Genomic DNA, 13,311 nt, shown 5'->3' with positions numbered 1-13,311 from the left:
CAGCCTGCTGATGACACGTCGATCCCGCCAGCGCACCATTGATATCTGGCCCGGCTTTGTTGATGCCTTGGGCAATCTTGTCATTATCCTGATGTTTGTCCTGCTGGTTTTTGTTCTCGCCCAATTCTTCTTGGGACGCAGCCTGTCAGGCAAGGAAGAAGAAGTAAACATCCTGACAGCCCAGATTTCCAATCTGGCCGAGGCCTTGAAGCTGGAACAACAGGCTGGCGCGCAAATGCGGGCCCGTATAGCAACACTAACCGCCGAGCTGGGAACTGTTTCAAGCCGTGCCCGTGAACTGGAGGATCGCAACCAGGGGCATAGCTCGCTCACAGCACAGCTGACAGCCGACATAGAAGCACTGGAGGCTCTTCATAAAAAGCTGGAGCAGGAAATCGCAGAAAAGGACAGGCAGCTGGCAAACAACAGCGGCCAGTTAACCGAACAAACACGTCTGGCGGAACAGGCCCGAACACAGGCAGCTCTGCTGCAACAGCAGCTTGATACATTGAACGCTGAAATGGCCAAACTGTCAGAAGCCTTGGAAGCCACAGAAAAGATCAATCGCGAGCAGCAGGTTCAGATCTCGGATCTCGGCCGCCAATTGAACAGGGCACTGGCAACACGTGTTCAAGAGCTGCAAAAATACCGCTCTGAATTCTTCGGTCGCCTGCGTGAGGTACTGGGAGACCGCTCTGACGTTCGGATAGAGGGAGATCGCTTTGTCTTCCAGTCAGAAGTCCTGTTTGCCTCGGCATCGGCTGATCTGGAGAATAGCGGTCAGGACAAGTTGCAGCGCTTGGCCACAACACTGATCGATATTGCCCGGACAATCCCACCGGAAATCAACTGGATCCTGCGTATTGACGGCCATACAGACAGTGTTCCGATCAACACAGCCCAATTCCGCTCGAACTGGGAATTGTCATCAGCCCGGGCCATATCCGTGGTCAATTTTCTTATATCCCAAGGCATTGATCCCCATCGCCTTGCAGCTGCCGGCTTTGGAGAATATCAACCCTTGGATGCAGGGCAAACGCCACAGGCACGTGCACGGAACCGGCGCATAGAAATAAAACTTGACCAAAGATAGAACATATTGATCTGCCGGTGAGATATTCTGTGGATTATAGGCTTGCATGCCCAGAACAATGGCGGTATATAGTCGCCTCGTTTTTTGGAGAGCAAGGGTCATGAAAAAGGACATCCATCCTGAATATAAAGAGATCACCGTCATCATGACGGATGGTTCCGAGTTCAAGACACGTTCGACCCTGAAGGCTGATTCCCTTCGTCTTGACATCGACCCGAAGTCTCACCCCGCTTGGACCGGCGTACATCGTCTTGTTGACAGCGGCGGGCAGATTGCGAAGTTTAACAAGCGCTTCGCCGGCTTCGGCCTCAAGAGCTAAAAGGCAAACTGCCTTTTTTATTAGTAGCTTGGGAAACGTCCGCTTTTGCGGGCGTTTTTCCTTTTCCCAAGAGGCATATATTCGGCATGTTGCCGTAATTCGGCAGACAGCTGCTCCTCATTGGGCACAAGTTCTTGTGGAGTTCCGGTTTGGCTCTCCTCTTGTGATCAGGTAGAATTCAGCTAGCTACCCCCTCAATATCTTGCCAAAACAGACAAGTAGACGCGATAGATGGCCGCTGTAACAAACTATGAGATTTACACGCAGGACGGACGAGGCAATTGGACTTTGCACGCCCGCTATCCCGGCCGTGACCGCGAAGACGCCATGGAAGAGGCAAAGGAAGTTGAACGACTGCGGAATATTCCGGTCCGGGTTGTCAAGGAAGTCTACTACCCTGAGAACAACACCACGGAAGAGAACATCATATATTCCGGCCGCGTCAAACCAAGACCGGAAACATCGGGATCCATGATGAAGTCCGGCATTGCGCCAGTCCGTCATTCCCATGGTGGTCAGTCAGCACCCTCTACCAGTACACGGGGCAGCAGCCCACAATTTGGGAAACCCGCCAACAAAACGGGGGATTTCATTTTTCGCCTGTCGATGGTGCTGCTTCTATCCGGCCTGATTGCCATCGTTGCAACGGGCATCACCTCTTTGGTCATGAAACAAATCGCCCAAAGCGGTCTTCCCGTCGAACATGGTACACAATCCATTGTTTTGTTCGGGGTCTTTGTTGGCGTCTTCCTGCTGGGCGCGGTTCCGCTGATTATGACCTACGTGCCACTGGATGCTCTTGGTGGTGACAGCGGCGGAGACAAGAAGATTGCACCCACCCGCAAAGCCGCTCCACGCGGCTCATCACGCAGTGCAACAGAAGCCTTGGCTGAACGCGTTGACAGGGCACCCGACTCACGTCCCGAGAAAATACAAGGGTCCGGCACGAACAAGGGCGATATACTGGAGGCTCTCCTGCCAGAGGACGAGGCAGAATGGCCAGCCCTGAAGGCAAGCGACCCCAAAAAGACCCCCCAGAAAAAGAAAAAGAAGAAAGCAGAGGACAAGCAGGCTACACAGACCGGGAAAACAGATACAGCATCCCCGGAACGGCCACCTGCAAAAGCTGATACAGCGGGAGAAACACAGTCCCCCTCCCCCACTTTTGACAAAGCACGCTTGGAATCCATGAAGTTCCTGGGCTCTATTATTGAGTCCATCAAAACATCTTACCCCAATCTGGATGCCTACAACCGCTTTGGCCTTAATCTTTACCTATGCGGCGCGTGCGAGCACTTGGCCCAATCCCAGTCCCTGAGCAAGAAAGAGCAGGAAGAACTGAGCAAGCAGGCTCTGGAGATTATAGGAACTAAACCGGAACAAGCCCGGCAGATGATCCAACGCCTTGATACCTACCGACAGGAAACGCGGTACCGCACCATGATTGCCGCAGGAATCAGCGCCATGCGTGCCCATTTATCTGGTGACTCAAACCCCCTGCATGCACTGGGTGGTGTGATGAAGCAATGGAATACACCGCAGACTCAACAGCTCAGCACCTCTGGCGTTACCATCCTGTTTACTGACATGGCCAATTCAACAAGCATGACCCAAGAACTGGGTGATGCGGCAGCGCAGGACATCATCCGTGCACACAATACCATTGTGCGCAATGCGTTGCTCATGCACAGGGGCAAAGAGGTCAAGCATACCGGTGACGGCATTATGGCCACGTTTGATGGTGCGCTGGATGCTGTTCAAGCCGCGATCAACATCCAGGAAAAAGCGGCTGAACACACTGCGAGATGGCCACGTCTTGCTCTCAATCTACGCATCGGGATGAACAGTGGTGATCCGATTGTCGAAGAGAATGACTACTTTGGCGCAACGGTGCAAATTGCTGCTAGGGTGTGTGCCTGCGCGGGTGTCGGTCAGATATGGCTGGGAGAGTCAACCAAAGCCCTCATTCCCGATAGCGCTGATCTTATGATCAGCTCTCGCGGGGCGCAGGAGCTCAAGGGTGTTCAGGATCCTGTTGAGCTGTTCGAGGTCTCCTATAGCCAAGGAACGACGGAAGAGCCCCAACCTTCTGGGAGCGGGGAAGGAAATACAGGTGGGCAACCACAGGCCTGATCAGCCCACCGTCTGTATCCGATACAGCAACACCTATTCTGGTAAAACAAAAAAGCCTCTTCGTCATGAAGAGGCTTTTTCAATGGGGCGAGTGACCGGACTCGAACCGGCGACCCCCTGGACCACAACCAGGTGCTCTAACCAACTGAGCTACACCCGCCATTGTTGGAGGACGGCTTTGTAGTCCGTCTTACAGCCCGCGTCAAGCAACCTTTTTACTTTCGATGCCGAACCGCAATTGCATCATAAAAAACAGGAATGATCAGGAACCCGTAACAGGACGACGAAGGATCATGTAGACGCATCCATAGCTCTCGGCAAAGCGTCGCCGGATTGCAATCTCATCACGAACACCCGCAATAACAGCAGACAGGGTTTGATCCGTACAGGCGTCAGCCTCCAGATCCTCCACCCGCCTTTCCAAAGGACCGTAATAGTCCAGCCACCACCCCTCTTCGGGCAGAATCTCGGCATGGACAAACGAATACCCGGCTCCCATTCCCAGAACCATTGCAGACGAGACGGTTTGCATATCGGGATAGGCTGCCTTCCAGAACTGTTCGGCATCATGCGGTGGACGGGCGGTTAACCACATCCAGTCTGACAACACCAGAAAACCACCGGGCTTCAACAGCGACCACCAGGAATCCAGGGCATTCTCAAGACCAATCACATAGGCGGCCCCTTCGGACCAGACAACATCCAGAGACTGCTCTTCCAGACCAGACCCCACCATATCAACGGCCTGAACATCAATATGTTCTGATAATCCCGCCACAGCAGCGGATCGTTCCAGCTCTTCGAGGAAAGGACGGTGCAGGTCAACAGCAACGACACGGGCACCCAATGCCTTGGCCAGGACAAGAGAACTACGTCCATTCCCACATCCCATATCCGCAATTCTGGGACAGTGAGGCAAACTTTTCCCCAGACGAAGTGCCAATGATTGGGCAAAACAGTCCAGCCCCGGCCCCTGCCGCGGCAACCCCTCGAAGACACGCGCAAACGCTTCAGCGGCCGGTATTTTATCCAGTACGTCAACCATGCGAGGCTACCCTTTCCTTACAGGCAGACATACATCCGTACTCCACCCCTTATATCTCCACACTTGTGCTCCAGGACAACAGCAGGGCCGCTGCTGCATGCCTGGCCTGCCCCGCGGCATCCCGCCCCCCAACAACCGGCGCAAGGGCCACCGCCCCCTCCAGAAGAAGGGCAAGATCCCACCCCCGCGCATCTGCCTGACCAACCCCCTGCTCACCCAACCGTTCTGCAAACCATGGGCCCGCCCAGCGGCAACGGAACACAGCATCACCGGCTATACTGACGTCATGCCCGGAAAACTCCCCAACCGCGCGCAACAAAAGGTTCCCCTGCGCTCCTTCATCATCGAGCCAGTCCGCCAGGGCATCGAAGATTGCCAGAACTTCAGGCTGACCCGGATCAGAACGTTCGACAACATGTCTCTCCAGAAAGCTGCGGAATCGCTCGTCGCGGCGCTCCAAAACAGCACGGACCAAGGCATTCTTGGTCGGAAAATGTTTGTAGAAGGTCATTCTTGCAACCCCGGACTCCTGAACCAGCCTGTCAACGCCGGTGCCGTGAAAACCATAGCGATCGAAGAGTCTCTCGGCGACTTCTACCAAGGTATCACGTTTGAGTGACGGGCGGGCGGCATCTGTCCTCAATACGGCGGTACGACGCGGCATAAAACCTCTTCTCCTGCAAGCGGGGGGGGATACAATGGGTGGTGCAAAGTGACTTATCAGTCACAGCAGGCTACGGCAACCCCACCCTTCACCAGAATCAAACACGACACTGTTGACCCAGCACCACCAAACAGTCATCTAAGGCCCCAGATCGCCTTGCACCCCCTCAACAAACCAGTTCATGATCCTGACGCGGGCTTCTGTCAGACACTCCCCCTTCTTGACAACCAAGGCGCCGGCTTGATTCCGGACAGGGCCACAAAACGGAAAAAATGTTCCGCGCTGAAGGCCATCCTGTATTGCATATGCATCTCTGCGAGCCGCAGGACCAACTGCTGCACTGAACGGTGCAATCCGGATCATATTAGACAGAACGCCACCAAGAAAAATACCAGGCTCCCACGTTCCATCCAGAACGGCCTGAACGCGATGTATATAGTAATCACCCCAATTATCCACCGTGGCAGTCAGATGGCTGTTGGGTCCAAACCGGCTCATGTCAGAGGACTTCCCGAACACCATGATGCCCCGCTCTTCGGCAAGTTGCACGACAACGGCACTGTCTGTGTGCTGAACCAGAACATCGGCCCCCATTTCGACAAGACGTTCGGCCACGGCACGCTCCTTGCCAGGGTCGTACCATGCGTTGACAAAAATAACCTTGACGACCGCATCAGGATTAATCCTGCGCAGGGCAAGCGTGAACGCATTGATACCGCGTATAACCTCCGGCACCGGTAATGCTGCAACATAACCAATAACGTTTGAACGTGTCACATGAGCGGCAATCGTCCCCAAAATGGCCCGTCCTTCATGAAAACGGATACCGTAAACAGCAACATTGGGTGCCGAGAAGCACCCCATCGCATTCTCGAACCGGGTATGCGGGAAGCGTGCTGCCACAGTAAGTGTAGGGTCCATAAAGTCAAAGGATGCGGCAAAGACCAGATCGTATCCCTGATGGGCAAACAGGGACAGGGCATGCTCTGCATCTGTACCGGGAGGAACGCTTTCAACATAAGATGTTATAACCCGGTCACCAAAATGCTCTTCAACGGCACGCCGCCCCTGATCATGCTGGAATGACCACCCAAACATACCAACCTGCCCGGGGTAAACAAAACCAATCCTGACGGGTCGACTATCAATGGGTAGACCAAGGGCAGAAACAGAAAAGAGAGAACAAAAAAGAATCAAGGCAACAAGATCAAAGGATTTCATATCCGCCCTACAAAGCCGGGACGACTGTATCACATGGCAAAATCTGCTTCTTACAAACAATCAATATGATCCGGATCTAACCTTGATTCGATAAACAGGCGATGGGTTAACAGAATATATCGTTTTGACGCAACGGTATCGTATTATGAATATAGAGTCGGGAACCTGCAAAACAGCACCAAGAAAGAGACGGAAAGAACCATGGATGCAGAAGCCATAACAGACGCTGGGTCTGGCCCTGTTACCCTGGATTCCGCACTGTGGTATCAGATGGTAGCCCGTGCCTTGGCTCAAAAAGATGCGGAAAACGCTCTCTCCTCCCGCCTCCACGACGGCTTTACCGTCAAGCCGCTTTATGGCAGGCACAATACAGATGTTGCCGATATTGCCCCCCCGGGCCTTGCTCCCTTCGTACGCGGAGGGGCTGCCTCCGGGGCTGTTGTTCATGGCTGGGATATCCAGCAGGAATTCAAGCATCCTGACCTTCAGGCTACAAACCAGGAGCTTCTTGAAGATCTGGAGAATGGCGTCACATCCGTCTTGCTGAAATGTGATTCTACCGCCCAGCGCGGAACAGACACGCAGCACGTATCCACTGACGACACAGCACCCTGTGACGGGGTTTTGATGTTCACTGCAGACGATCTGGATACAGCTCTGGCCGGTATTCTTCTAGAGGCTGTTCCTGTCACCCTGCAAATGGGGAATGGTGCATGGGCGGGGGCTGCCTTTCTGCAGGCCGTCTGGCGCAAGCGAGGTTTGGCTGCACATGAATGCAGCGGCTCCTTTAATATAGACCCGGTAGGAACACTGGCCAGAACCGGTCTTCTGATACAGGGGCATGAACAGGCTCTGAAAGACTTGGGCGTCTTCACGCGCAGAACCGTGCAGCATTTTCCCTATGTCGGGGTTGCTGCAGCGGATGGGACCATTTGGTCTGACGCCGGTGCAACCGATTGCCAGGAAATCGCCTGCACCTTATCTACGGCACTTCTTTATTTACGCGCCATGATGGCTGCCGGGCTTGACGTAGAAGAGGCATGCTCACGTATTTGCTTTGTTCTGACAACCGGAGCAGACCTGTTTGCAGGCATTGCCAAGCTGAGGGCAGCACGCATGGCTTGGGCCCGTGTCGCATCAGCCTGCGGTGCTTCCGAGCCGGCAACAAGCATGCGCCTTCGGGCCATAACAGCAAGCCGCATTTTGTGCCACCGTGATCCGTGGAACAATATCTTGCGCGCAACCCTTGCCGGGATGGCTGCCGTCATGGGGGGGGCCGGTAGTATCACAACACTGCCCCCTGACGCTGCAAACCAATTTCCATCCCGTGATGCACGGCGGATTGCGCGCAACATCCAGCATATACTGCGCGATGAAAGCGGCATCGGACGTGTTCTTGATCCTGCCGGTGGATCCTGGTTTCTGGAAACACTGACACAACAGGTAGCAGAAACAGCGTGGACGCACTTCCAGGAGCTGGAAAGACACGGGGGTATTCTGCCAAGCCTCCTTGATGGCTCTCTGCAACAGATGCTGGATGCCGCATGGGAATCACGGACCAAGGCTGTTGGCTGTCATGCTGACCTGATCACTGGCGTCAACCGGTTTCCTTCTCCTGACAGGCTGTCCATGCCCGAGCAAAGCATTAATCATTATGCCCTGCGCAAGGGTGCAGCCGCACGCCTACGCACTGTACCGGAAACGGTACAGGCCAACAGTCTGGATGCATTTTTCCACGCCGCAGAGACAGCACGTCTGTCGGGGCTGACAGCGTGGCTTGCCGGCGATCACCAACCAACAAGCCTTGCCCCGCTACCATGCCGTCGCGTAGCAGAAGAGTTTGAAAGTCTGCAGGATGCGTCTGAGCACGCAGCCCGCACCGGTCAAAGACCCTCCATTTTTCTGGCCTGCACAGAAGGATATTCAGGTACCATGACCTTTGCCCGACATGTCTTGTTATCGGGTGGCCTGGATGTTGTGGAATCCGGGATTCCTGAGTCAGTTGATGCCATAACAAGCCGTCTTGGCGCACATCCCAAGCTTGATGTATGCCTGTGTACAAGCCCAGATCTATGGCCATCCTTGTCTGAACGCCTACGCCGAACCGGAATCAGGCACATCACCGCCGTGACAGACACTCACATGGACTGGCCTGGTGCAGATACCGTTCTGTCCCGGACAAGCGACACTCCGGGCTTCCTGCGGGCCTGCCTCCAACGCGCGGGAGCATGGCCCCATGTCATCCATTCCTGATTTCAGCACCCTTCCCCTTTATGACAACGAGTCCCTACCCGAACATGCACAAAGCGGCAATACCGAAACATGGGCCAAACACTTTGCGCGCGAGGCGGACTGCTGCCCTGATCAAGCGGTATGGAAGACGGCAGAAGGCATACCCGTAAAACCTCTGTACACAGCCCACGATACAGAAGGGCTGCCGTGCCTCGACAGCCTTCCAGGCTTGCCACCTTTTATACGCGGCCCCTATCTGACCATGTATGTCCAGCAACCTTGGACAATCCGTCAGTACGCAGGATTCTCGACAGCAGAAGAATCAAACGCTTTCTACCGCCGCAATCTGGCTGCAGGTCAAAGGGGGCTTTCCGTAGCCTTTGACCTGCCGACACACCGCGGATATGACAGTGATCACCCACGCGCGGGCGGGGATGTCGGGATGGCCGGCGTCGCGATCGACAGTGTGCTGGATATGCGCATCCTGTTCTCCGGGATCCCGCTGGACAAGGTCAGTGTCTCCATGACCATGAATGGTGCGGTCCTGCCGATTATGGCACTGTACATCGTTGCCGCAGAGGAACAGGGCGTACAACCCCGGCACTTGTCCGGAACTATCCAGAACGACATCCTGAAAGAGTTCCTGGTCCGTAACACCTATATTTACCCACCCGAGCCATCGATGCGGATTGTCTCCGATATCTTGGCCTATACCGCGGAGCATATGCCGAAGTTCAACGCAATCTCTGTGTCGGGCTACCATATGCACGAGGCCGGGGCGACAGCAGACCTGGAGCTGGCCTACACACTGGCCAATGGCATCGAATATGTCCGCGCAGGGCTGGCAGCAGGGCTGGATATTGATCAATTTGCCCCGCGCCTGTCCTTCTTCTGGGCAACAGGCATGAACTTTGCCATGGAAATAGCCAAAATGCGGGCGGCGCGCATGCTATGGTCTTCCTTGCTGGAACCGTTCAATCCCCGTCTGGACCGGTCACGCATCCTGCGCGCGCACTGTCAGACGTCCGGCTGGTCACTGACGGCTCGTGATGTCAGCAATAATATCGTGCGCACGTGCATAGAGGCCCTGGCCGCAACACACGGACAAATACAATCCCTGCACACAAATGCCTTTGACGAAGCCCTGGCCTTGCCAACAGAAAACTCGGCTCGCATTGCACGCAACACTCAGCTGTTCCTGCAACAGGAAACTGGAATAACCCGAACCATCGACCCATGGGGAGGCAGCTTCTACCTGGAACGCCTGACACACGAACTAGCCCGGCGTGCACAGGAACACATAGAGGAAATTGAACGCGAAGGTGGCATGGCAAAAGCCATTGCAACGGGCCTGCCCAAAATGCGTATCGAAGAAGCTGCAGCCCGGACCCAGGCCCGCATTGACTCTGGCATACAGCCCGTTATCGGCATCAACCGCTTCCGTCCTCTTGATGACGAAACAACCGAGGTTCTGAAAATTGACAACGCCGCCGTACGGGCCTGTCAGATGGAACGCCTGTCTGTCTTGAAGCGTGAGCGTAATACCACTGAAGTAGAGCAAAAGCTGCAAGCCCTGACCAGGGCAGCAGAAGACAAAAACGGCAATCTTCTGGCCTTGTCAATCCAGGCTGTCCGCGCCAAAGCCACCGTGGGCGAGATATCGGCAGCTCTGGAAAAAGTGTACGGTCGGTACCAAGGCAGCGCACGCGTTGTTTCCGGCATCTATTCCCGGGAGATCAGCGGGATGGACACAGTCTTTGAGCAGGTCCGGCAACAGGTCGAACACTTTGCAGCCCTTGATGGCCGCCGACCGCGTATTCTGATTGCCAAAATGGGGCAGGATGGTCACGACCGTGGTCAGAAGGTTATTGCCACGGCCTTTGCCGACCTTGGGTTTGATGTCGATATTGGCCCCTTGTTCCAGATGCCTTCAGAAACCGCCCGGCAAGCCGTGGAAAACGATGTCCACATGATTGGCGTCTCATCGCTTGCCGCTGGCCACCTGACACTTGTACCCGCCCTGAAGCATGAACTGGAAAAGCTCGGCCGCGGCGATATCCTGATCCTTGTCGGCGGCGTTATACCGCCACAAGACTTTGACGCCCTGTACAAGGCCGGAGCAGCCGCCATCTTCCCCCCCGGAACACAGATCAGCAAGGCCGCATCCACTGTTCTGGACGCGCTCAACACGCAACGGGGATACAACGGGGAACCCTGAGATGGCGCCCCAAGCTCACCATACAACAGGAGCTGTACCTTGAACCCATCGGGTCACCTGACCACAGATGACTATATTGCCGGCATACGATCCGGGGACAGGGGAATCATGGGACGCGCCATAACCCTGATCGAAAGTCGCGCCCCGCATCACCGCAGGGAAACCGACGCATTGATATCAGCCCTGCTTCCCTTTTCCGGGACAGCCCTGCGCATGGGAATATCGGGTATACCGGGCGTCGGAAAATCAACACTTATAGAAACATTCGGAACGCTTTTGACCGGACGTGGACTGAAGGTCGCCGTCCTGGCGATTGATCCAACCTCCAGTCGATCCGGCGGGTCTATTCTTGGCGACAAAACCAGAATGGAGAAGCTGGCAGCGGATCCCCTGTCCTTTATCCGCCCTTCTCCCACATCCGGTCACCTAGGCGGTGTTGCCCGCACAACGCGGGAATCCGTTATCGTCTGCGAAGCTGCGGGGTATGATGTTGTCTTGATTGAAACCGTGGGAACTGGACAGTCGGAAACCTGCGTCGCCGATATGGTAGATGTCTTCCTGCTGCTGATATTGCCCAATGCCGGCGATGAATTACAGGGCATCAAGAGAGGCATCTTGGAACTGGCTGATATTGTCGCCGTCAATAAAGTAGACAATCAGGATGATCCCGCTGCCCGGCAAACATGCCAAGATTATCGATGTGCCCTGAATATTGTGGGGCGTACAACACCATCTGGCTGGAAAACGCCTGTATTGCCAATCTCGGCCCTTCGTAATCAGGGCTTGGAAACACTGTGGGACACAATACAGGCGTATCACACCCTGCAAAAAAGCAGCGGCACACTGGAAGCCAGAAGACAGCAGCAAAAGCATGCCTGGATGTGGTCTCTGGTACAGGACCGTCTGGATACCCTGTTCCGCGAGCACCCAGACGTCAGGCGACGGCTCCCCGGTATCGAGGCCGATATCAGCCGGGGAGTCCTTGACCCGTCAAAAGCCGCAGAGGAATTGCTTGCAGCCTTCATTGCCTGACCCAGCAGGACACATCAGGCCGCGCGCCTTCGCAAATCCTTCAGCGAAACCACCGAACAGACAGGCAGAACCTCGGCATCATCAACCAGAACTGGGGTTACCGATGCACACCCATTGAACCGGGTCATCAAGGCCGCAGAATAGGCACCAAGCCGACCAATCTCGATCCAGTCACCGACCTGAACATCTGACGGTAACCAGAATGGCCCCGGCATGGTATCCACACTGTCACAGGTCGGACCGTACAGATCAAACCCCTGCATGGATGCTGTCGAGAAATCACGACAGGTGCTTCTGAGAAGCCGCATCGGGAAACAATTGCCAAGATACTTCAACTCGGCAAGGGAACCATACGTTCCTTCGTTCAGATAAAGCTTGGTGTCACGACGCAATTCCACGCGGGTAATGACCGATGCCCCATCTGCAACCAAGGCACGGCCAGGCTCACAGTACAAACGGCAACCGTCAGGAAGATCCAGCGCCTGTACTTCGGGGGCAATGGCATGGCAGAATACCTCGAATTCAGGCTCTTCTCCTGTATAGATCCCGGGAAATCCACCGCCAATATCCAACACGGAGAGAGGAACGCCCGCAGCCTGAACAACCTGCCCACACAGCCAAACCGCCTCAACAAAAGGAGACGTATCAACACACTGCGAGCCAACGTGGAAAGTCAGACCGGCACAATTCCCCGTGGCCTGGATACGCTGGAGCAACAGGACGCTGTCCGTAACCGAGGCACCAAATTTCCCGCTGAGGCACATCATGGCCTGCCCATGGGGCATATCAAGACGGACAACCAGCGTCATATCCAGAGCATTATCCGTCGCAGCCAGAATTTTCTCCAGCTCATCAACATGATCGAGCGCAAACATACGGACGCCGTGCTCAAAATAAGCTTCACATACAGCATCATAGCTTTTGACCGGATGCATGTAGTGACATTCAACTCCGGGGAAACGGGATCTTACTGTGCGAAGTTCCGTAAGAGAGGCAACGTCAAAATGACGAATCCCGCCCGCATACAGGGCATCCAACACAGACGGCGTGTGATTACACTTTACAGCATACATCACATGACCGGGAAAAGCCTCGACAAGGCTGGCCGCCCTGGCCGCAATAACGCGAGGGCGGATCAACATAAGTGGATCGCGTGGACGAAGTGTCCCCACTGCTTCCTGTGCGGAAGCATAAAGGTGGCTCATGGCACCTACTCCCAACCAAACCGGACCGGACGGGCACAAAACCCGATGGCGCAAATTCGATCGAAGAGCCGGTCGCCGTGCGTACTCGGAGAACAATGTTCGGTAGAGCAGCCGTGCTTAGGGCAATCTTTCGAGGCCCCTGTATGCCG

At 55.1% G+C, this 13,311-nt stretch carries 10 protein-coding genes and 1 tRNA gene; 6 read left to right on the top strand and 5 right to left on the bottom strand.

The features are described from left to right. Nucleotides 1–10: 10 nt before the first annotated feature. The 3 genes from HEQ60_RS00510 to HEQ60_RS00500 all read left to right on the top strand — a co-directional run bounded on the left by HEQ60_RS00510 (nucleotide 11) and on the right by HEQ60_RS00500 (nucleotide 3,545). Nucleotides 11–1,093 carry a peptidoglycan -binding protein gene (locus tag HEQ60_RS00510; RefSeq protein WP_168068467.1) on the top strand — a complete coding sequence of 361 codons (1,083 nt, stop codon included), beginning with the start codon at nucleotides 11–13 and terminating at the stop codon, nucleotides 1,091–1,093. Between the two features lie 100 nt (nucleotides 1,094–1,193). Further along, nucleotides 1,194–1,412: a 50S ribosomal protein L31 gene (gene rpmE, locus HEQ60_RS00505; RefSeq protein WP_066135237.1), complete on the top strand. Its 219-nt coding sequence runs from the start codon at nucleotides 1,194–1,196 to the stop codon at nucleotides 1,410–1,412. Between the two features lie 231 nt (nucleotides 1,413–1,643). Next, nucleotides 1,644–3,545 carry an adenylate/guanylate cyclase domain-containing protein gene (locus HEQ60_RS00500; protein WP_168068465.1) on the top strand — a complete coding sequence of 634 codons (1,902 nt, stop codon included), beginning with the start codon at nucleotides 1,644–1,646 and terminating at the stop codon, nucleotides 3,543–3,545. Nucleotides 3,546–3,628: 83 nt separating this feature from the next. On the opposite strand, the gene HEQ60_RS00495 is transcribed toward HEQ60_RS00500, so the two are convergent. The 4 genes from HEQ60_RS00495 to HEQ60_RS00480 all read right to left on the bottom strand — a co-directional run bounded on the left by HEQ60_RS00495 (nucleotide 3,629) and on the right by HEQ60_RS00480 (nucleotide 6,475). Then, a tRNA-His gene (locus HEQ60_RS00495) sits at nucleotides 3,629–3,705 on the bottom strand. Between the two features lie 102 nt (nucleotides 3,706–3,807). Then, nucleotides 3,808–4,590 carry a class I SAM-dependent methyltransferase gene (locus tag HEQ60_RS00490; protein WP_168068463.1) on the bottom strand — a complete coding sequence of 261 codons (783 nt, stop codon included), beginning with the start codon at nucleotides 4,588–4,590 and terminating at the stop codon, nucleotides 3,808–3,810. A gap of 49 nt (nucleotides 4,591–4,639) precedes the next feature. Continuing rightward, the gene (locus tag HEQ60_RS00485) at nucleotides 4,640–5,254 is read right to left on the bottom strand and encodes a TetR/AcrR family transcriptional regulator (protein ID WP_168068462.1); all 615 of its coding nucleotides are present in this window, start codon (nucleotides 5,252–5,254) and stop codon (nucleotides 4,640–4,642) included. Between the two features lie 138 nt (nucleotides 5,255–5,392). After that, nucleotides 5,393–6,475 (bottom strand): BMP family ABC transporter substrate-binding protein, encoded by a 1,083-nt coding sequence (locus HEQ60_RS00480; protein ID WP_168068461.1) that lies wholly within the window; start codon nucleotides 6,473–6,475, stop codon nucleotides 5,393–5,395. A gap of 201 nt (nucleotides 6,476–6,676) precedes the next feature. On the opposite strand from HEQ60_RS00480, the gene HEQ60_RS00475 reads away from it, so the two are divergent. The 3 genes from HEQ60_RS00475 to meaB are packed head-to-tail and all read left to right on the top strand — an operon-like array spanning nucleotide 6,677 to nucleotide 11,957. Further along, on the top strand, nucleotides 6,677–8,728 hold the full coding sequence (locus HEQ60_RS00475; protein WP_168068460.1) for an acyl-CoA mutase large subunit family protein: 2,052 nt from the start codon (nucleotides 6,677–6,679) through the stop codon (nucleotides 8,726–8,728). Continuing rightward, nucleotides 8,712–10,925 (top strand): methylmalonyl-CoA mutase, encoded by a 2,214-nt coding sequence (gene scpA / locus HEQ60_RS00470; protein WP_168068459.1) that lies wholly within the window; start codon nucleotides 8,712–8,714, stop codon nucleotides 10,923–10,925. The genes HEQ60_RS00475 and scpA overlap by 17 nt, the downstream gene beginning before the upstream one ends. A 39-nt stretch (nucleotides 10,926–10,964) precedes the next feature. After that, a complete protein-coding gene (meaB, locus tag HEQ60_RS00465) occupies nucleotides 10,965–11,957 on the top strand; it encodes a methylmalonyl Co-A mutase-associated GTPase MeaB (RefSeq protein ID WP_209315341.1) in 993 nt (330 codons plus the stop codon). 14 nt (nucleotides 11,958–11,971) lie between these two features. Here the strand turns inward: meaB and HEQ60_RS00460 are convergent, their stop codons facing one another. Next, nucleotides 11,972–13,162, bottom strand: a complete 1,191-nt coding sequence (locus HEQ60_RS00460) for a type III PLP-dependent enzyme (RefSeq protein ID WP_245183672.1) — start codon at nucleotides 13,160–13,162, stop codon at nucleotides 11,972–11,974. Nucleotides 13,163–13,311 lie beyond the last annotated feature (149 nt).

The organism is Haematospirillum sp. H1815, from assembly GCF_012102705.1.
GTDB lineage: Bacteria > Pseudomonadota > Alphaproteobacteria > Rhodospirillales > Rhodospirillaceae > Haematospirillum.
The sequence above is the reverse complement of the archived record's forward strand: the minus strand, read 5'-3'. Positions and strand labels throughout refer to the sequence as shown.

Bases quoted from the DNA above. Each gene is read 5' to 3' on its own strand.
- HEQ60_RS00510 (WP_168068467.1), top strand. From the start codon at position 11: ATGACACGTCGATCCCGCCAGCGCACCATTGATATCTGGCCCGGCTTT.
- rpmE (WP_066135237.1), top strand. From the start codon at position 1,194: ATGAAAAAGGACATCCATCCTGAATATAAAGAGATCACCGTCATCATG.
- HEQ60_RS00500 (WP_168068465.1), top strand. From the start codon at position 1,644: ATGGCCGCTGTAACAAACTATGAGATTTACACGCAGGACGGACGAGGC.
- HEQ60_RS00490 (WP_168068463.1), bottom strand. From the start codon at position 4,590: ATGGTTGACGTACTGGATAAAATACCGGCCGCTGAAGCGTTTGCGCGT.
- HEQ60_RS00485 (WP_168068462.1), bottom strand. From the start codon at position 5,254: ATGCCGCGTCGTACCGCCGTATTGAGGACAGATGCCGCCCGCCCGTCA.
- HEQ60_RS00480 (WP_168068461.1), bottom strand. From the start codon at position 6,475: ATGAAATCCTTTGATCTTGTTGCCTTGATTCTTTTTTGTTCTCTCTTT.
- HEQ60_RS00475 (WP_168068460.1), top strand. From the start codon at position 6,677: ATGGATGCAGAAGCCATAACAGACGCTGGGTCTGGCCCTGTTACCCTG.
- scpA (WP_168068459.1), top strand. From the start codon at position 8,712: ATGTCATCCATTCCTGATTTCAGCACCCTTCCCCTTTATGACAACGAG.
- HEQ60_RS00460 (WP_245183672.1), bottom strand. From the start codon at position 13,162: ATGAGCCACCTTTATGCTTCCGCACAGGAAGCAGTGGGGACACTTCGT.